Below are 18472 nucleotides of genomic sequence, written 5' to 3'. Positions count from 1 at the left end.
CTTAATGATCGGGCCGCGCGTATCGATCGGCACGCGCGCGTGCGGCCCGCCACTCCCCCGCGAGCACCGACCAGACCTCCACGTCCTGCCGGATCCCCCGGTAGGGGTGGTGCTCCCGCAGCACGCCGTCACGGCTCATCCCGAGCCGCCGCGCCACGTTCAGGCTCGGTTCGTTGGCGGAGGAGGCGTGCCACTCCACGCGGTGCATGCCGCGCTCGTCGACCGCCCAGTCGATGAGGACCCGGGCGCCGCGCGTGATCAGGCCGCGGCCGGTCGCGGCGGGTTCCAGCCAGCAGCCGAGTTCGCAGGTACCGGTCTCGGCGTCGAAGATCCGGAAGAGGAGTCCGCCGACGAGCTTCCCGTCCAGCCACAGCCCGTGCAGGCTGCCGCTGTCGGCGGCGCGCTTGTCCGCGTACGACTGGAGCAGCGCCCGCGCGGAGTCGACGTCCGTGGCCTTGAGACCGAAGGGCACGTGCTGCGTGATGAACTCGCGCCCGCGGTCGAGATGCGCGAGGAACTCCTCGGCCCGCCAGGGGTCCAGAGGACGAAGTTCCGCGCCGTCGTCACCCAGGGATATCGCGTACATCCTGCTGCCGCTCCTTCATGAGTACGTCCACGAGCGCGCCGTCGCGCGCACCGGGAATCGTCGCATGGGGAGCACGGCACTCCGGCGGTTCGATGCTGATGCGCGGCAGACGGCGGTCGAGCCAGCGCGGCAGCCACCAGTTGGCGCCGCCCAGCATGTGCATCAGGGCGGGCACCAGGAGCGTACGCAGGACGAAGGCGTCGAGGGCGACCGCCGCGGCGAGCGCGATGCCGAACATCGCGATGACGCGGTCGCCGCTGAGCACGAAGGCCAGGAAGACCGAAATCATGATCACGGCGGCGGAGTTGATCACCCGGCTGGTCTCGGCGAGACCGACGCGGACGGCACGCCGGTTGTCACCGGTCTCCAGCCACTCCTCGTACATCCGGCTGACCAGGAAGACCTGGTAGTCCATGGAGAGCCCGAAGAGCACGGACACCATGATCACGGGCAGGAAGGGTTCGATCGGGCCCCCGCGGCCGAGGCCCAGCAGCTCACCGCCCCAGCCCCACTGGAAGATCGCCACGACCACCCCGAAGGCGGCCGCCACGGCGGCGATGTTCATCGCGGCGGCCTTGAGCGGGACGCCCAGGGAACGGAAGGCGAGCAGCAGCAGGACGCAGCCGAGCCCGATCACCACACCCACGAACAGCGGCAGCTTGCCGATGATGACGTCGGCGAAGTCGTCGTAGCCCGCGGTGACCCCGCCGACATGCAGGTCGAGCGAGGTGTCCGCCTCGGCGCGCGGCAGCACGTCGTCGCGCAGCCGGTCGACGAGGTCGCTGGTCTTCTCGGACTGCGGCGAGGAGTCCGGTACGACGGTGAGATACGCCGTGTCACCGTCCGCGTTGTACGACACGGGAGACGCCGTCCGCACACCCTCGGTCGACCGGAGCGTGGTGTCGAGGTTGTCGAGCGCGAGCCGGTCCTCGGCCCCGTCGACGGGCGTGACGAGGGTCAGCGGACCGTTCATACCGGGTCCGAAGCCGTCCGCGACGAGGTCGTACGCCTGCCGTGTGGTGGCCGCTTCCGGGTTGTTGCCCTGGTCCGAGGTGCCCAGGTGCAGCGAGAGCGTCGGCAGGGCGAGCACGGCCATGACGGCGACGGCGACGACGCCGAGCAGCTTGGGGTGCCGCTCGACGAAGGCGGACCAGCGCGCGGCCAGCCCGGTGGGCAGCTCCGGTTCGGGGCCGTGCTCTTCCAGGCGGCGGCGCTCACGGCGGCTGAGGGCGCGCATGCCGATGAAGGAGAGCAGCGAGGGCAGCAGGGTCACGGAGGCCGCGACGGTGAGCAGCACGGTCAGGGACGCGGCGATCGCGACGCCGTTGAGGAAGCTGAGCCGCAGGATGAGCATGCCGAGCAGGGCGATGCAAACGGTTGCGCCCGCGAAGACGACGGCGCGCCCGGTGGTGGCCACGGCGTTCCGCGCGGCCTCTTCGACGGGCAGTCCGCGCTTGAGGCCGCGCCGGTGCCGGGTCACGATGAACAGCGCGTAGTCGATGCCCACGCCCAGTCCGACCAGCATGCCGAGCATCGGTGCGAAGTCGGCGACGGTCATGAAGTGCCCGAGCAGCACGATCCCGGCGTATGCCGTGCCGACGCTCACCAGTGCGGTGGCGATGGGCAGCAGCGAGGCGGCGAGCGAGCCGAAGGCGAGGAAGAGGACCACGGCCGCGACGATCACGCCGACGGCCTCGGCGATGTGCCCGCCCTCCGATTCGGTGAGCCCGACGGCGCTGCCGCCCAGCTCGACCTGGAGGCCGTCGGCCTCCGCGTCCTTGGCGGTGTCGACGACTGCCTGGACGTCCGCCTTGTCGATGTCGTTGGACGGTTCCTCGAAGGAGACCGTGGCATAGGCGGTACGTCCGTCACCGCTGATCCGGCCCGGGGCCTGCGCTTTTTCCCGGCCCGAGCCCTGGTCCTGGCCCCGCCCCTTCCCCTGCTCCTGGTTCAGGCCCTGGTTCGGCTCCTGCCCCGGGTCCTGGCCCTGACCCTGGTACGGGCTCACCACCGAGGCCACTCCGGGCAGCTCGGTGATCTTGTCCAGGGTGCGGGTCATCGTCTGCTCGACGTCAGCGGCGCGCACCGAGCCGGGTGTGGTGTGCCAGACGATCGTGTCGCTGTCTCCGCCGAGCTCCGGGAATCCCTCCCGCAGCAGCTCCGTCGCGCGGCCGGACTCCGTGCCGGGCACCTTGTAGTCGTTCGAGTAGGCCGATCCCGCGACGGCAGCGGCGGCGGTCGTGCCGCCCAGCGCAAGGATCCACAACAGAACGACGACAAGACGGTGCCTGACACACCAGCGCGCAAGTGCTGCCACGGGACGTGCTCCCTGGGATTTCGTGGATCTTTACCGGGGAACAACCCGCAAAGAACACATGAGCAATGCGCGGCCCACTCTTACAGAGTTACGAGATCGTTAGTCGTTTTCGTGCCCTTACTCACAGAGGTGCGGGGAGGGCCACAACCCAGCCATGTGAACCCCCTCACAAAACCTGTCCACCCCGCGTCTCTCACCCCCGCGTCTCACACCTCCCGGGACAACTCCCCCCGGTGCGGCAGATAGCCGTGCAGGAACGCCCGCACCCCGGAGACGATCAGCTCGTTCCGCTCCTCGTCCGGCATCGGGACCGCCCCCTGGTACGTGCGGTCGCTGATCTCGGCACCGGTCAGCCAGAGGAAGTGGGTCGCGGCCCGCTCCGGGTCCGGAGCGTCGAGGTGCCCTTCCTCGGCCAGCTCCCGGAACCGGGCCGCCACCTCCTTGAGTGCGCGATCAGGGCCGGACGCCCGCCAGGCGTCCAGGAACTCCTGCGGGATGTGGCCGACTTCCGCGCGCAGCTGCCGCACGAGGGCGAAGTGGTCGCGGTACTGGTACATCGGCGCCATCCAGGCGTGCGCGAAGTCGACGAGGTCGGCCTCCAGGTCCGTGACCTTGTACAACCGCCGGTCGAGGGCGTCGACATGGGCCCGTACGACCTCCTCGGAACCCTCCACGACGACGGCACGGAAGAGCTGCGCCTTGCCCTCGGGAAAGTGGTTGTAGATCGTCCGGGTGGAGACTCCCGCCTCCTTGGCGATGGAGTCGATGCCGGCGCGGGTGTAACCGTCGCGCCCGAAGACCCGGCGCGCCCCTCGCACGATCGCCTGCCGCTTCTCAGCGAGCCCCTGTCTCACGCGTCCTGCCCCTTCCTGTCGCCTGTCACGGTAGCCGGACCAGGAAAGTTACAACGCTCGTTGCATTTATTGCCATGAGCGTTGTACTTTTCTCGGCATGACGACTTCATCAAACGCCCCCCTTTTCCCGAGCCCGGCGAACGCCCCGCTCCGGGTCGCCGTGCTGACCGGTTCCACCCGCGAGGGCCGCTTCGGGCCCGTGGTCACCGACTGGTTCCTGCGGTTCGCCGCCCAGCGCGGCGATCTCGAACTCGACCCGATCGACCTGGCCGAGCACGCACTGCCCCACGTCGCCTCCGCGGAGCCCCATCCGGAGGCCGCCGCGGTCACGGCGCGTCTGGAGGCGGCCGACGCCTTCGTGGTGATCACGCCCGAGTACAACCACAGCTTCCCGGGGCCCCTGAAGAACGCCATCGACCTGCACTTCACGCAGTGGCAGGCCAAGCCGGTCGGCTTCGTGTCGTACGGCGGCCTCGGCGGCGGTCTGCGCGCTGTCGAGCAACTGCGGCTGGTCTTCGCCGAGTTGCATGCCGTGACGATGCGGGACTCGGTCAGCTTCCACATGGCGTGGGAGAACTTCGCGGAGGACGGCTCACTCCTGCGCCCCGACATCCCCGAGGGCGCGGGCAAGGGAATGCTGGACCAACTGACCTGGTGGGGCCGGACGTTGCGGGCCGGCCGGTCCCACGCCGCCTACGGTGCGCGGTGAGCGCCACACTGCCCACGCGGAGCGGGGGTTCCGGGGGGTCCGAGGGGCCCGGGGGTTCGCCCCTGCCCGCCATCCCCCGGCACGTCCTGGCCCTCGCTGGCGTGGTGATCCTCGGCTCGTTCATGACGGTGCTCGACATGACCATCGTCAATGTCGCGCTGGACCACCTGTCGCGTGCCTTCGAAGCACCGCTGTCCGTCATCCAGTGGGCGGTGACCGGCTACTCGCTCGCTCTGGCGACCGTCATCCCGGTCACCGCCTGGGCGGTGGGCCGGTACGGCGCCAAGCGGGTCTTCCTCACGGCCGTCGCGCTCTTCACGCTCGGCTCGGGGCTCACGGGCCTCGCCTGGAACGCCGGTTCGCTGATCGCCTTCCGGGTGCTGCAGGGGCTCGGCGGCGGCATGATCATGCCGGTCGCGATGACCGTGGTCCTGCGGGCCGCGCCGCGGGAACGCAAAGGCACGATGATGGGCCTCCTCGGCATTCCCGTGCTCATCGGCCCGATGGCGGGACCGATCCTCGGTGGTGTCTTCACCGACTCGCTCTCCTGGCGCTGGATCTTCTTCGTCAACGTCCCGGTCGGTGCCCTGACCCTGCTGCTCGGCGCGCGCGTCATGCGCTCCGACGACGAGCGGATCCGCCGCCCGCTGGACCTGGCCGGACTGCTGACCCTCTCCCCGGGCCTCGCCGCTCTTCTCTACGGCCTGACACTGGGCGGCGAGCGCGGCGGTTTCGGTGACGCCGGGGTTCTTGTCCCGCTCGTCGCGGGTGCGGCGCTGGTGACCGCTTTCGCCGTACGGGCGCCCCGGGCGCCCCATCCGCTGCTCGACCTGCGGCTGCTGCGCAGGGCGTCGGTCGGCCGGGCGGTGACGACGGTGGTGCCGTTCTCGGCCGCGTACTTCGGCTCGATGATCCTCGTACCGCTGTACTGGCAGCAGGAGCGCGGCCTGAGCGCCACGGAGGCCGGGCTGCTGATGGCTCCTCAGTTCCTGTTCAGCGGCACGGTGATGCAGTTCTCCAGCCGTGTCTCGGACCGCGTCGCGACGCGCGCGATCGTCGTGCCGGGCGTCCTGTGCGCCGTCACGGGCTTCCTCGCCTTCGCCGTCCAGGCGGGGCCCGGCACCCCGTACTGGCGGCTGGTCGCTTCGCTCGCCCTGATGGGCACCGGTGTCGGCATGACCAACATGCCCGTGATGGCCTCGGCCACGCGCGGCCTAGCGGACAGTGAGGTGGCCGCCGGCAGCACGGCGCTGAACATCATCCTCCAGATCGCCGCGTCCGTCGGCACGGCGCTCACCGCTCTGCTGCTGACGGCCACGGACGGATTCCGTACGACGCTGCTGTGCGGGGCGGGGTTGATGGCACTGGCGTTGCCGATGGCGATGCGGCTGCCACGATTGAGCCCGTCCGGGGGCACCTCCCAGCGGTAGCTGGGGGAGATCGAGGACGAGCCCCAAGGGCGATCGGGGGTCTGGGGGCGGAGCCCTCAGGACAGCACGGGCGAGGGGGTGCACCTGGTAACCCAGGTGCACCCCCTCGCGCGCCTCAAGCGGAGCGCACCGTCAGCCCTCGACGCCCAGCTTCTCCAGGATCAGCTCCTTGACGCGGGCCGCGTCGGCCTGACCCCGCGTGGCCTTCATGACGGCGCCCACGAGGGCGCCCGCCGCGGCCACCTTGCCGCCGCGGATCTTGTCCGCGATGGCCGGGTTGCCGGCGATGGCCTCCTCGACGGCGGTCGTCAGGGCACCTTCGTCCGAGACGACCTTCAGTCCGCGCTTCTCGACGACCTCGTCCGGGGTGCCCTCGCCCGCGAGCACGCCCACGATGACCTGACGGGCCAGCTTGTCGTTGAGGTCGCCGGCGGACACCAGGGCGGCGACCCTGGCAACCTGCTCGGGCGTGATCGGCAGCTCGTCGATCGCACGGCCCGACTCGTTGGCGTGCCGGGCCAGTTCGCCCATCCACCACTTGCGGGCCGCGGTCGAGTCGGCGCCCGCGTCGATCGTGGCGGCGATCGCACCGATCGCGCCGGCGTTCAGGATCGACTGCATGTCGTGCGCGGAGATGCCCCACTCCTCGCGCAGCCGGTTGCGGCGTACGCGCGGCAGCTCGGGCAGGCCCGCCCGCAGCTCCTCCACCCACTCACGGGCCGGAGCGACCGGAACGAGGTCCGGCTCGGGGAAGTAGCGGTAGTCCTCCGCCTCCTCCTTCACCCGGCCCGAGGTCGTGGAGCCCGTGTCCTCGTGGAAGTGCCGGGTCTCCTGGACGATCGTTTCGCCCGAGGACAGTACGGCCGCGTGCCGCTGGATCTCGAAACGGGCCGCACGCTCGACGGAACGCAGCGAGTTCACGTTCTTCGTCTCGGAGCGCGTACCGAACTTCTCGGTGCCGTTGGGGCGCAGCGAGAGGTTCACGTCGCAGCGCATCTGGCCCATCTCCATGCGGGCCTCCGACACACCGAGCGCCTTGATGAGCTCGCGCAGCTCGGCGACGTACGCCTTGGCGACCTCGGGAGCGCGCTCGCCCGCGCCGACGATCGGCTTGGTGACGATCTCGATGAGCGGGATGCCGGCACGGTTGTAGTCGAGGAGGGAGTGCGAGGCGCCGTGGATCCGGCCCGTCGCACCGCCCACGTGCGTGGACTTGCCGGTGTCCTCCTCCATGTGGGCGCGCTCGATCTCCACGCGAAAGACCTCGCCGTCCTCCAGCTGGACGTCCAGATAGCCGTTGAAGGCGATCGGCTCGTCGTACTGGGAGGTCTGGAAGTTCTTCGGCATGTCCGGATAGAAGTAGTTCTTCCGGGCGAAGCGGCACCACTCGGCGATCTCGCAGTTCAGCGCGAGGCCGATCTTGATCGCGGACTCGACACCGGTCCTGTTCATGACCGGGAGCGAGCCGGGCATGCCGAGGCAGGTGGGGCAGGTCTGGGTGTTCGGCTCGGCGCCGAGGGCCGTGGAACAGCCGCAGAACATCTTGGTCTTGGTGCCGAGTTCGACATGGACCTCGAGGCCCATGACGGGGTCGTACGACGCGAGCGCGTCCTCGTACGACACCAGATCAGTCGTGACAGTCACGGTGAAACTTTCCCTCTCAGCCCAGCAGGACGTCGTCGTCGCCCAGGCGCTTGAGCTCCCGGTAGAGGATGGCGAGGCCGGTGACGATGGCGGCGGCGGACACGGCCGCGTCGACCAGGCGCAGTGTGTCGTTCTCGAGGCGGGCCTTCTTGGCCTGCTTCACGACGGAGACGGCGCCGAACGCGGTGGTGGCCATGGACAGGTACGTACCGGACTTCGACTTCTTGAAGCCCTTGGCCTTCGACAGTGCCTTGCTCACAGTGACGGAGCCTCCTCGATCAGCGGGTGCCCCCACTTTTCCACGAAGGCGGCCTCGACGGCGGCTCCCACCTTGTAGAGGCGGTCGTCCTTCATCGCGGGGGCGATGATCTGCAGGCCGACCGGGAGGTTGTCCTCCGGAGCGAGGCCGCAGGGCAGCGACATGGCGGCGTTGCCCGCCAGGTTGGTCGGGATGGTGCACAGGTCGGCGAGGTACATCGCCATCGGGTCGTCGGCGCGCTCGCCGATCGGGAAGGCGGTCGTCGGGGTCGTCGGCGAGACGATGACGTCCACCTTCTCGAAGGACTTCTCGAAATCCTTCGTGATGAGCGTGCGGACCTTCTGGGCGCTGCCGTAGTACGCGTCGTAGTAGCCGGAGCTCAGGGCGTACGTGCCGAGCATGATGCGGCGCTTGACCTCGTCGCCGAAGCCCTCCGCACGGGTGAGGGCGGTGACGTCCTCGGCGGAGTGCGTGCCGTCGTCGCCGACGCGCAGGCCGTAGCGCATGGCGTCGAAGCGGGCGAGGTTGCTGGAACACTCGCTCGGGGCGATCAGGTAGTACGCGGAGAGCGCCAGGTCGAAGGACGGGCAGTCCAGCTCGACGATCTCGGCGCCCAGCTCCTTGAGGAGCGCGACCGCCTCGTCGAAACGCTGGACGACACCGGCCTGGTAGCCCTCGCCGCGGAACTGCTTGACGACACCGACGCGCATGCCTGCGACGGAGCCGTTGCGAGCGGCGTCGACGACGGGCGGTACCGGCGCGTCGATGGACGTCGAGTCGAGGGGGTCGTGACCGGCGATGGTCTCGTGGAGGAGGGCCGCGTCCAGGACGGTACGGGCACAGGGCCCGCCCTGGTCGAGGGAGGACGAGAACGCCACCATGCCGAAGCGCGACACGCCGCCGTACGTCGGCTTCACGCCGACCGTGCCGGTGACGGCGGCGGGCTGGCGGATGGAGCCACCGGTGTCGGTACCGATGGCGAGGGGGGCCTGGAAGGAGGCGAGGGCGGCGCTCGATCCACCGCCGGAGCCGCCGGGAATCCTGGTCAGGTCCCACGGGTTGCCGGTGGGACCGTACGCGCTGTTCTCCGTGCTGGACCCCATGGCGAACTCGTCCATGTTGGTCTTGCCGAGGATGACGACGTCGGCGGCCTTCAGCTTCTTGGTGAGGGTGGCGTCGTACGGCGGAATCCACCCTTCGAGGATCTTCGACCCGACGGTGGTCGGAATCCCCTCGGTGGTGAAGATGTCCTTGAGCGCGAGCGGCACACCGGCGAGCGGCCCGAGCTTCTCCCCCTTGGCTCGCTTCTCGTCGACGGCGCGGGCCTGGGCGAGAGCACCCTCGCGGTCCACGTGCAGGAAGGCGTGCACCTTCTCGTCGACGGCACCGATACGGGCGAGGTGGGCCTCGGTGACCTCGACGGCGGTGAGCTCACCGGCGGCGATCTTCTGCGCGATCTCGGCCGCGGTGAGCCTGATGATGTTGACGTTGCTGTTGTCCGTCATGGTGATTAGTCCTCCCCCAGGATCTGCGGCACCTTGAAACGCTGCTGCTCCTGGGCCGGGGCGCCGGAAAGCGCCTGCTCGGGGGTGAGCGACGGACGGACCTCGTCCGCGCGCATGACATTCGTCAGCGGCAGCGGGTGGGAGGTCGGCGGTACGTCTTGGTCGGCGACTTCGCTGACGCGGGCGACCGCGCCGATGATGTCGTCGAGCTGACCGGCGAAGTGATCGAGCTCTTCGTCCCGCAGCTCCAGACGCGCCAGCCGTGCGAGGTGGGCGACCTCCTCGCGCGTGATGCCAGGCATGCAGCGATCCTCAGGGGTGAGTGCGTGTGGTTTGCGGCCAATCCTATGGCGCCGACACGAGTGCCCGCGCACGGGTTTCTCCCACACGCCGGCAGGCGCCGACCGCGAGGCCCCCGAACGGGAAGACCCGCACCCGACCGACGATGTCACGGGTGGTGCGGGTGGGAACAATTACCCGACCCGCCCAGGGTCATCCGCCGCCGCGGGCAACGCGGCGGCGGGCCGCTGCCACCCCCGCGACCCACGGGCCCGAAGCCACGCGGTCGTCTCCTCGGCCGGCATGGCCGCGGCAACGAGCCACCCCTGCACGGCATCGCAGCCGAGATCCCGAAGCCGCTCCCACGTCTCGTCGTCCTCGACCCCCTCGGCGACGACAAGAAGCCCCAGCGAGTGAGCGAGATCGACGGTGCACCGGACGATCTCGGCGTCCTCGGTGTCGATGGCCAGCCGCGCGACGAAGGACCGGTCGATCTTCAGCTCGCTCACGGGAAGCCTGCGCAGGTGGACCAGCGACGAATACCCGGTCCCGAAGTCGTCGAGCGACATCTTCACACCGTGACCGGTCAGCGCGGCCAGGGTGTCCGCGGCCCGCTGCGGATCCTCCAGCAGGACATGCTCGGTGATCTCCAGCTGCAACGCCCCCGCGGGGACCCCGTGCCGAGCCAGCCGCGCCGCGACCGCCCCCGCGAACCCAGGCGTGTGCACATCCCGCGGCGACACATTGACGGCCACCGGAACGAACAATCCCTGCCCTCGCCACCGGGCGACCTGCCCGAGCGCCGTCTCCAGCACGTACTCGGTGAGATGCGGCATCAGCCCGGACGACTCGGCGATCGCTATGAACTCGTCCGGCGGCACCTTTCCCCGCTCGGGATGCACCCACCGCACGAGCGCCTCGAGGCCGGCCACCTGCCCGTCGAACCGCACCTTCGGCTGGTAGTGCAGCTCGACGTCCCCGGCGTCCAGAGCCCGCCGCAGGTCCCCCAACAGCCCGAGCCGGTCGGGAGTGTTGGAGTCCCGCTTGGACTCGTACACCTCCACTCCCGTCCGGTCCCGCTTCGCCTGGTACATCGCGACGTCCGCCCGCCGCAGCAGCCCCTCCGCGTCGAGCGCGTGATCGGGGAAGACGGCGAGCCCGGCGCTGGCCTCCAGCACGAGGGTGAGCCCGTCCAGGTCGAGCGGCGAACCGAGCGCGCCGACGAGGTTGCGGGCGATGCGTGTGGCGGACGTCGTGGAGTCCGCGACGGGCAGTAAGACGGCGAACTCGTCACCACCGAGCCGCGCGGCCTCCGCTCCGCGCGGCAATGCCAGCCGCAGCCGGTCGGCTATCTGCAACAGCAGACGGTCCCCGGCGAGATGCCCCAGCGTGTCGTTCACGGACCGGAACCGGTCCAGGTCGATCAGCATCAGCGCGGAACGCGCACCGATCCGCTCGGCATCGTCCAGCGCCGTCCAGGTCCGTTCGAGAAGCCACTGACGGTTGGGCAGACCGGTGAGCGGATCGCGCAACTGCTCCTCGGCCCGGGCGCGGGCTATCCACAGTGTGGAGTCGAGCGCGATGAGGGGGATCGAGAAGAGCGGCAGCAGCACGGGCAGGGCCATCGCGACGACACAGATCAGCGGGGCGAGGCCGAGCACCGCCACGGCGACGAGCCCCTGTCTGACGAGGGCGGTGCGGGCGACGGTGGGCAGACCGCCGACACGGGGCGCTTGGAGGTACCAGAGCAGCACGCGGCTCACGGCGAGATACGCGGCCGCCACCATCACCACCTCGGGCACGGCGTAGACGGTCCAGCTCTCCGGGTCCCAGGGCTTCTCCACGGACGGGACCCGGCCGAACACGGCCAGCACCAGCGCACCGCCGCCGATGCCGAGGATGTCCACCGCCCCGTGCAGCACGCCCTGCCGCCAGCGGTGGCGGCGCGCTATGCCGACGAGGACGACGACGGTGAGGCTGACCATCCCGGCCGGCACCCAGCCGTACAGCAACAGGACCGCGAGCGTGAGGGCCGCGCCGGAGCCCGTGCCGCCCCACCAGCGGGCGCGTCCGAGCGCCACCAGATGGCCGACGATGATGCCTGCCAGGAGGGCCAGGGACCATCCGACGGAGCCGGACGGAAAGAGCGCGTGGTGCCCGGTGAACGCCCGGTAGAAGCCCGCGCCCAGCACGATCCCGGCGATCGCGACGACCGCCGCCGGCAGCGCGGGCCAGGATGTCTGCCGCTCGGAGTCATGGCCCGGTATCGCGTGCCCGGAGCCGACGCCGGCCGGGCCCGGGTCTCGCGCGCCCGTCCCGGTGCGCAGCCCGGCGGTGCGCAGCGACATCTTCCATCGCCGCATGCCGGTCACCCAGCGCGGGCGCAGCCGTGAGTCCAGGGCGGCGCTCTCGGTCGGTTCCATTCCCGTCCCTCTCACAGCCGGCGGTGCCCACGCCACGCGGCCCGATGCCCGACACACCTTCAACGGCACCGCGTCTGAAAACCGTTCCCCGAACTCTCGACGAGCAGGGCATGCGCCAACCGCAGTTGGGCACGGCAGGCGCACACCTCAACAGTAGGCCGCAGAAGGCTTCTGCGGGCAGCGGTCGTCCACGGTTGCCCGAATGCGACACGGCCACCCGTATGCATCTGGTATGCGCCGATCGGGTGGCCTTCAACCCCTACTCCTCGGTCGGAAGCGCTACTTCAGCCGCCGATTCCGGCCCTTGTTCGAGCAGAACGGCAAAGCCGTCCTCGTTCAGAACCGGAACTTTCAGCTGCATGGCCTTGTCGTACTTCGACCCAGGATTGTCACCTACGACCACGAAAGACGTCTTCTTCGAAACTGAACCGGTCACTTTCGCACCACGGCTCTGCAGCGCCTCCTTCGCGCCGTCCCGCGTGTGGTGCTCGAGCGTTCCGGTGACGACGACGGTGAGTCCCTCCAGCGGCCGCGGTCCCTCGTCCTGTCCGGAACTCTCCTCCTCCATCCGGACCCCGGCCTCCCGCCACTTGCGCAGGATCTCCTGATGCCAGTCGACCGCGAACCACTCCTTGAGCGAGGCCGCGACGATGCCGCCGACGCCGTCGACCGCCTTCAGCTCCTCCTCCGTGGCCTGCTGGATGCGGTCGATCGAGCGGAACTCACGGGCCAGCGCCTCGGCGGCCACCGGGCCCACATGGCGGATGGAGAGGCCGGCGAGGATACGGGGCAGGGGACGCTCCTTGGCCGCCACGATGTTCTCCAGCATCGCGAGAGCGTTCTTCTTGGGTCCCCCCTCCTGGTTGGCGAAGACCGTGACGATCTTCTCCTCGCCCGTGTCCGGGTCCCGCTTGGGCAGTCCGCTGTCCTGGTCGAGCACGTACGCCTTGATGGGCAGCAACTGCTCGATGGTGAGGTCGAAGAGGCCGCCCTCGTCCACCAGCGGCGGATCGGAGGGCTCCAGCGGCTTGGTGAGGGCCGCGGCGGCGACGTATCCGAAGTTCTCGATGTCCAGGCACTTGCGCCCGGCGAGGTAGAACAGGCGCTCGCGCAACTGGGCCGGGCAGGTACGGGCGTTGGGGCAGCGCAGGTCGATGTCGCCCTCCTTGGCGGGCGCCAGCGCCGTGCCGCACTCGGGGCACTCGGCGGGCATCACGAACTCCTGCTCGCTGCCGTCGCGCAGGTCGACGACCGGGCCGAGGATCTCCGGGATGACGTCACCGGCCTTGCGCAGCACCACCGTGTCGCCGATGAGGACGCCCTTGGCCTTGACCACGTCCTGGTTGTGCAGCGTCGCGAACTCGACCTCGGAGCCGGCCACGGTCACCGGCTCCACCTGGGCGTACGGGGTGACACGGCCGGTGCGGCCCACGCCCACGCGGATGTTGACCAGCTTGGTGTTGACCTCCTCCGGCGCGTACTTCCACGCGATCGCCCAGCGCGGGGCGCGCGAGGTCGAGCCGAGGCGGCCCTGGAGGGGGATCTCGTCGAGCTTCACGACGACGCCGTCGATCTCGTGCTCCACGGAGTGGCGGTTCTCTCCGTAGTACGCGATGAATTCCCGTACGCCGTCGAGGCCGTCGACCACCTTGCTGTACGGAGTGGTCGGCAGGCCCCAGGAGCTCAGCAGGTCGTAGGCCTCCGAGAGCCGGCCGAGCCCGTCGAAGCCCTCTCTCGCGCCGAGGCCGTGCACCACCATGTGCAGCGGGCGGGTGGCGGTGATCCGGGGGTCCTTCTGGCGCAGGGAACCCGCCGCCGCGTTGCGCGGGTTGGCGAAGGGCTTGTCGCCCGCCTCCACCAGCCGGGCGTTGAGCTCCTGGAACTTCTCCATCGGGAAGAAGACCTCGCCGCGGATCTCCACGAGGTCCGGGATGCGGTCGCCGCTGAGGCGGTCCGGGATCTCGGCGATCGTCCGCACGTTCGGCGTGATGTCCTCGCCCGTGCGGCCGTCACCGCGGGTCGCCGCGCGCGTGAGGCGGCCGCGCTCGTAGGTGAGGTTGACCGCGAGGCCGTCGACCTTCAGTTCGCACAGGAAGTGGTGGTCGGACGTGCCGACCTCCTTGGCGACGCGGTCGGCCCAGGCCGCCAGCTCCGCGTCGTCGAAGGCGTTGTCGAGGGAGAGCATGCGCTCGCGGTGCTGTACCGCCGAGAACTCCGTCTCGTACGCCCCCGCGACCTTCTGGGTCGGCGAGTCGGGGGTGCGCAGCTCGGGGTACTCGTCCTCCAAGGCCTCCAGCGTGCGCAGGAGTTTGTCGAATTCCGCGTCGCTGACGACCGGAGCGTCCTTCACGTAGTACCGGAAGCGATGCTCCTCGATCTGCTCAGCGAGCTGCGCGTGCTTCTCCCGTGCCTCGGCGGGCACGGGCCCCGCAGCCGAGGCAGTCAGTGCGTCCTTGTCGCCGGCCACCGTGTTGTCCTCCCGTTACTCAGGGTTGTCCGCGAGAGATCTCGCCGCCCTGACGCAGTGGGCGAGCGCCCTGCGTGCGTACTCGGGCGAAGCGCCCGCGAGTCCGCACGACGGCGTGAGCGTGACCGCCTCCGTGAGAAGCCCCGGATTCAGCCCCAGCCTGCGCCACAACGTCCTGACACCCATGACGCTACCGGCAGGGTCTGACAATGGACCGTCCGTGCCCGGCACGACGCCCGCGAACAGCTTCGTGCCGCCTTCCACGGCCTCGCCGATCGCGTCGTCGTCACGCTCGGTGAGGAGCGTGAAGTCGAAGGAGATCGCGGTGGCTCCGGCCCGGCGCAGGAGCGCGAACGGGACGTCGGGGGCGCATGTGTGCACGACGACGGGCCCTGCGTCCCGCACACCCGCCACCTCCCGCAGGGTGGCCTCGACGATCTGGCGGTCCACGGCCCGGTGGGTGCGGTAGCCGCTCGCGGTCTTCACCTGGCCGCGCAGTACGGCGACGAGCGAGGGCTCGTCCAGCTGCAGCACGACCTGGGCGCCCGGCACCCGCCGCCGTACGTCGTCGAGATGGGCCCGCAGCCCCTCGGCGAGCGACCCGGCGAGATCACGGCAGGCCCCGGCGTCGGACAACGCCGCCTCGCCGTTCTTCAGTTCCAGCGCCGCCGCGAGCGTCCAGGGCCCCACCGCCTGCACCTTCAGCGGCCCCTCGTAGCCCTGTGTGAACTCCTCCAGCGCGTCGAGGTCCTGGCCGAGCCATGCCCTGGCCCGCCGGGTGTCCCGCCCGGGCCGGTCCCCGACGCGCCACCCGCTGGGCTCCACGCGCGCGTACACCTCGACCAGCATCCCGGCGGTCCGCCCGATCATGTCGGCCCCCGGCCCCCGGGCGGGCAGCTCCACCAGATACGGCATCCCCGTCTCCGGTCCCTCGAAGGTGCCGGTCACGGTCTTGGTGGCCTCCCGGGTGTCCTCGCCGGGCATCGACCCGACGCCGGTCGCGGGGCCGGGCCTGAACTCGCTGTTTTCGCTCACCTGGGAAGCGTACGGAATCGCCGAGGCGCGGTCAGCGGCCCGGTCGCACCGTCAGGTCGTTGACCTCGGCGTCCCGGGGCAGATCCAGGGCCATCAGGATCGTGGTCGCCACCGACTCGGGGGCGATCCACTTCGAGGGGTCGTACTCCTTGCCCTCCTGCTGGTGGACCTTGGCCTGCATGGGGCTGGTGGTGCGGCCGGGGTAGACCGTGGTGACCCGGACGCCGTTCGCGTGCTCTTCGTGGCGCAGTGAGTCGGCGAGGGCCTTGAGGCCGTGTTTCGAGGCGGCGTACGCGGACCAGCCGGCGTGGGCGTTGAGGCCGGCGCCGGAGTTGACGAAGAGCACATGGCCCTGGGTGACGCGGAGTTGGGGCAGGAAGTGGCGGGTCAGCTCGGCGGGGGCGATCAGGTTGACGTTGAGCTGGTGGCGCCAGGACTTGGGGGTCAGCTCGCCGATCGGGCCGAGGTCGACGACGCCCGCGATGTGGAGGAGCGAGTCGACCCGGTCCGGCAGTGTCTGGTGCGAGAACGCCCACGAGAGCCGGTCCGGGTCCGCGAGGTCGCCGACCAGGGTCTTGGCCCCGGGGAACTCGGCGGCCAGCTCCTTCGCACGGCCGGCGTCGCGTGCGTGCAGCACGAGTTCGTCCCCGCGCGCGTGGAGGCGGCGGGCGACGGCCGCGCCGATGCCGGAACCGGCCCCGGTGATCACATGTGTAGCCATGGCCCCATGCTCGCACCGGCGTCACCGCGTGCCGAACGACTCCTCCAGATATGCCAGCGCCCCCACCGGCTCCTGCGCGAAGAACACCAGCTCGGTCAGCGGCACCGGCAGGAAACCCTCGTCCTCCATGCGCCGGAACTGCTCCTTGAGGCCGTCGTAGAAGCCCGCCGTGTTCAGCAGCACCACCGGCTTGGTGGTGTGGCCGTGCTTCTTCAGCTCCAATATGTCGGTCGCCTCGTCCAGCGTGCCGGTCCCGCCGACCATGATCACCACGGCGTCGGCCTTCTCCAGGAGCAGCGCCTTCCGCTCGGCGAGATCACGCGCGACGACCATCTCGTCGGCCCCCGGGTGCGCCTTGGCCGCCAGGAACTCCACGGAGACGCCGAGCAGCCGCCCGCCCGCCTCCTGCACCCCGTCGGCGACGACCTTCATGAGACCGACGTCCGAACCGCCCCACACCAGGGTGTGCCCGCCCTTTCCGAGCAGCTCGGCGAACTCACGGGCGGGGCGTGTGTAGCGCTCGTCGAGGTCGGCGGCCGAGAGGAAGACGCAGATGTTCATGGCTTCACGGTACGGGCCGCCTCCGACATCGCGGTCAGGCGGAGCTTCGACTGCAGATGCGGCAGCGTCTCCCAGTCGTCCATGAAACGGGCCGAAAGGCCGTACTTCGCGGCCTGTTCGACGAGTGTCGAGGTGCGGTAGTAGAAGTCCTCGTGCAGCACCTGGTGTTCCCTGCCCTCGGTCCGGTCGAAGGTGAAGTCGAAGAACCCGCCGGGCGCGAGGATGCGGCCGACGTGGGCGAAACACTCCTTGATGACCTGTGGCGGCGAGTGCGAGAACACGCTGTGGGCGTGCACCACGTCGAAGTGCGCGTCGGGCAGGAAGGCGAAGGTCAGGTCGTCGGTGAGCGTCAGATGGGGCGCCTTGGCCTGGAGACCTTCCCGTACGAGGGTGTCCTGGGCCGCGATCAGGATGTCCGGCGAGATGTCGATCCCGTAGTAGTTGCCGCTCTCCAGGTAGTCGATGAACAGCCGCCCGGCGCGCAGGTTCCCGCAGCCGATCTCCAGCATTCTGTGCTGCGGGGTCAGCCCGTGCCGGACCAGGTAGTCGAACTGCATCCGGCCCATCTCGGTCCACCGGTCGAGCGACGAGGTGTGTCCCACCGCCATCTCGGGACTGCGCGCGGCGTCGGAGGCCATCACTGCCCGGTAGTAGGCGATGTGGTCGCGGTAGCGGAGCCGCAGCCAGGCGTCTCGCGCGGCCCGGCGGGCGTGCGCGGGCACTTTCTCGGGGTTCCGCAGTGCGTAACGGACCTGATGGGCGAGGCTCTTGCGGTTACGGGTGAGGTACGTGGTTCCCATGAGGCTCCCATCGGCATGAAGTCAGGGAAGAAGAGGGATGCGACGCGCGCTGTACCCGGTAAGACCGCTACCCGAGGAGCCGGAACCTTGACCGCAGGCCATCGCATCACCATCGAGCAGGGCACCGAGCACGTACGCGTGGTCCATGAGGGGCAGGTGCTCGCGGAGAGCACGCGTCCGCTGCTGCTGCGCGAGACGGGCTGTCCCGTACGGTACTACCTACCTATGGAGGATGTACGTATCGACTTGCTGACTCCGTCGCAGACCCACACCCACTGCCCGTTCAAGGGCGACGCGTCCTACTGGTCGCTGGCGGACGCACCCGACCTCGTCTGGACGTACCCCGACCCGAAGCCCGAGGTCGCCGAGATCAAGGACCACGTGTGCTTCTACGAAGTGGACGTCGTCGCAGCCCACTGACGAAGCGAGCGCACGATTTCATCGGCGACGTCAGGGGCGACCCATTGCTGTTCAGGCCGCCTGAGCAGCCCGAAGACGCGGGGGCCGCGCAGTTCCTGGGGAAGGTCACTCATGCGCGGCACGATGTGGAAGTGCACATGGGCGAACCCCTCGACCTCGGCGAACTGCGCGACGTAGGTCTTGACGCACCCGGTCACCTCGCGAAGCGCCCGGGACAACCTCACCTGCCACAGACCCAACGTCTCGGCCTCCGCATCGGTGAGCTCGTGGATGGCTGTCACATGGCGGCGGGGCAGCAGCACCAACCAGCCAGGCAGTGCCGTGTCGAACGCGTGGACCACCCGCCAATGCTGATCCACCGCGATGCGCTCACGCGGCGGTAGCTCGTCGAATCGTTGCTCCTGACGGCAGGTGTAGCAGTCGGGCATCGTCATGCCAGGAATCGTATGACTGCCAGTCACC

General features: G+C 69.9%; 17 protein-coding genes. 3 read left to right on the top strand and 14 right to left on the bottom strand.

Annotated features, from left to right (window positions below):
* Position 1 precedes the first annotated feature (1 nt).
* The 3 genes from FGD71_RS45305 to FGD71_RS45295 all read right to left on the bottom strand — a co-directional run bounded on the left by FGD71_RS45305 (position 2) and on the right by FGD71_RS45295 (position 3757).
* Positions 2–586 carry a GNAT family N-acetyltransferase gene (locus tag FGD71_RS45305; RefSeq protein ID WP_119106462.1) on the bottom strand — a complete coding sequence of 195 codons (585 nt, stop codon included), beginning with the start codon at positions 584–586 and terminating at the stop codon, positions 2–4.
* Entirely contained in the window at positions 564–2903 is a 2340-nt protein-coding gene (locus tag FGD71_RS45300; protein ID WP_119106461.1) for an MMPL family transporter, read from the bottom strand. Before FGD71_RS45300 ends, FGD71_RS45305 begins: the two co-directional genes overlap by 23 nt.
* A gap of 206 nt (positions 2904–3109) precedes the next feature.
* The gene (locus FGD71_RS45295; RefSeq protein WP_119106460.1) at positions 3110–3757 is read right to left on the bottom strand and encodes a TetR/AcrR family transcriptional regulator; all 648 of its coding nucleotides are present in this window, start codon (positions 3755–3757) and stop codon (positions 3110–3112) included.
* A gap of 97 nt (positions 3758–3854) precedes the next feature.
* Between FGD71_RS45295 and FGD71_RS45290 the strand changes: the two genes are divergently transcribed.
* Complete coding sequence (locus FGD71_RS45290) at positions 3855–4466, top strand: NADPH-dependent FMN reductase (RefSeq protein ID WP_119106459.1); 612 nt, start codon at positions 3855–3857, stop codon at positions 4464–4466.
* Positions 4463–5896: a DHA2 family efflux MFS transporter permease subunit gene (locus FGD71_RS45285; RefSeq protein WP_240437080.1), complete on the top strand. Its 1434-nt coding sequence runs from the start codon at positions 4463–4465 to the stop codon at positions 5894–5896. Before FGD71_RS45290 ends, FGD71_RS45285 begins: the two co-directional genes overlap by 4 nt.
* Before the next feature lie 132 nt (positions 5897–6028).
* Here FGD71_RS45285 and gatB read toward each other — a convergent pair whose 3' ends face one another.
* The 10 genes from gatB to FGD71_RS45235 form a co-directional block, all read right to left on the bottom strand.
* On the bottom strand, positions 6029–7540 hold the full coding sequence (gene gatB / locus FGD71_RS45280) for an Asp-tRNA(Asn)/Glu-tRNA(Gln) amidotransferase subunit GatB (protein ID WP_119106458.1): 1512 nt from the start codon (positions 7538–7540) through the stop codon (positions 6029–6031).
* Between the two features lie 16 nt (positions 7541–7556).
* Entirely contained in the window at positions 7557–7799 is a 243-nt protein-coding gene (locus tag FGD71_RS45275; RefSeq protein WP_119106457.1) for a hypothetical protein, read from the bottom strand.
* A complete protein-coding gene (gatA, locus tag FGD71_RS45270) occupies positions 7796–9304 on the bottom strand; it encodes an Asp-tRNA(Asn)/Glu-tRNA(Gln) amidotransferase subunit GatA (protein WP_119106456.1) in 1509 nt (502 codons plus the stop codon). Before gatA ends, FGD71_RS45275 begins: the two co-directional genes overlap by 4 nt.
* A 5-nt stretch (positions 9305–9309) precedes the next feature.
* Positions 9310–9606, bottom strand: coding sequence for an Asp-tRNA(Asn)/Glu-tRNA(Gln) amidotransferase subunit GatC (gene gatC / locus FGD71_RS45265; RefSeq protein ID WP_119106455.1), 297 nt, complete (start codon positions 9604–9606; stop codon positions 9310–9312).
* A 171-nt stretch (positions 9607–9777) separates the two neighbouring features.
* A complete protein-coding gene (locus tag FGD71_RS45260; protein ID WP_119106454.1) occupies positions 9778–12006 on the bottom strand; it encodes a putative bifunctional diguanylate cyclase/phosphodiesterase in 2229 nt (742 codons plus the stop codon).
* Positions 12007–12265: 259 nt separating this feature from the next.
* Entirely contained in the window at positions 12266–14473 is a 2208-nt protein-coding gene (ligA, locus tag FGD71_RS45255; protein WP_119106453.1) for an NAD-dependent DNA ligase LigA, read from the bottom strand.
* A gap of 15 nt (positions 14474–14488) precedes the next feature.
* The gene (locus tag FGD71_RS45250; protein ID WP_119106452.1) at positions 14489–15508 is read right to left on the bottom strand and encodes a methionine synthase; all 1020 of its coding nucleotides are present in this window, start codon (positions 15506–15508) and stop codon (positions 14489–14491) included.
* Between the two features lie 31 nt (positions 15509–15539).
* Complete coding sequence (locus tag FGD71_RS45245; protein ID WP_119106451.1) at positions 15540–16229, bottom strand: SDR family oxidoreductase; 690 nt, start codon at positions 16227–16229, stop codon at positions 15540–15542.
* A gap of 21 nt (positions 16230–16250) precedes the next feature.
* The gene (locus tag FGD71_RS45240) at positions 16251–16790 is read right to left on the bottom strand and encodes an LOG family protein (RefSeq protein WP_119106450.1); all 540 of its coding nucleotides are present in this window, start codon (positions 16788–16790) and stop codon (positions 16251–16253) included.
* The gene (locus tag FGD71_RS45235; RefSeq protein WP_119106449.1) at positions 16787–17590 is read right to left on the bottom strand and encodes a class I SAM-dependent methyltransferase; all 804 of its coding nucleotides are present in this window, start codon (positions 17588–17590) and stop codon (positions 16787–16789) included. Before FGD71_RS45235 ends, FGD71_RS45240 begins: the two co-directional genes overlap by 4 nt.
* An 87-nt stretch (positions 17591–17677) precedes the next feature.
* On the opposite strand from FGD71_RS45235, the gene FGD71_RS45230 reads away from it, so the two are divergent.
* Positions 17678–18010, top strand: a complete 333-nt coding sequence (locus FGD71_RS45230; protein ID WP_240437079.1) for a DUF427 domain-containing protein — start codon at positions 17678–17680, stop codon at positions 18008–18010.
* Here FGD71_RS45230 and FGD71_RS45225 read toward each other — a convergent pair.
* Positions 17980–18444 carry an HIT family protein gene (locus FGD71_RS45225; RefSeq protein ID WP_119106447.1) on the bottom strand — a complete coding sequence of 155 codons (465 nt, stop codon included), beginning with the start codon at positions 18442–18444 and terminating at the stop codon, positions 17980–17982. The two genes, FGD71_RS45230 and FGD71_RS45225, sit on opposite strands and share 31 nt — an antisense overlap.
* Positions 18445–18472 lie beyond the last annotated feature (28 nt).

The sequence above is a fragment of the Streptomyces sporangiiformans genome (assembly GCF_005768555.2).
GTDB lineage: Bacteria > Actinomycetota > Actinomycetes > Streptomycetales > Streptomycetaceae > Streptomyces > Streptomyces sporangiiformans.
The sequence above is the reverse complement of the archived record's forward strand: the minus strand, read 5'-3'. Positions and strand labels throughout refer to the sequence as shown.

Excerpts from the sequence above, each read along its gene's own strand:
- FGD71_RS45305 (WP_119106462.1), bottom strand. The coding sequence starts at position 586 with ATGTACGCGATATCCCTGGGTGACGACGGCGCGGAACTTCGTCCTCTG.
- FGD71_RS45290 (WP_119106459.1), top strand. The coding sequence starts at position 3,855 with ATGACGACTTCATCAAACGCCCCCCTTTTCCCGAGCCCGGCGAACGCC.
- gatA (WP_119106456.1), bottom strand. The coding sequence starts at position 9,304 with ATGACGGACAACAGCAACGTCAACATCATCAGGCTCACCGCGGCCGAG.
- gatC (WP_119106455.1), bottom strand. The coding sequence starts at position 9,606 with ATGCCTGGCATCACGCGCGAGGAGGTCGCCCACCTCGCACGGCTGGCG.
- FGD71_RS45260 (WP_119106454.1), bottom strand. The coding sequence starts at position 12,006 with ATGGAACCGACCGAGAGCGCCGCCCTGGACTCACGGCTGCGCCCGCGC.
- FGD71_RS45245 (WP_119106451.1), bottom strand. The coding sequence starts at position 16,229 with ATGGCTACACATGTGATCACCGGGGCCGGTTCCGGCATCGGCGCGGCC.
- FGD71_RS45240 (WP_119106450.1), bottom strand. The coding sequence starts at position 16,790 with ATGAACATCTGCGTCTTCCTCTCGGCCGCCGACCTCGACGAGCGCTAC.
- FGD71_RS45235 (WP_119106449.1), bottom strand. The coding sequence starts at position 17,590 with ATGGGAACCACGTACCTCACCCGTAACCGCAAGAGCCTCGCCCATCAG.
- FGD71_RS45225 (WP_119106447.1), bottom strand. The coding sequence starts at position 18,444 with ATGACGATGCCCGACTGCTACACCTGCCGTCAGGAGCAACGATTCGAC.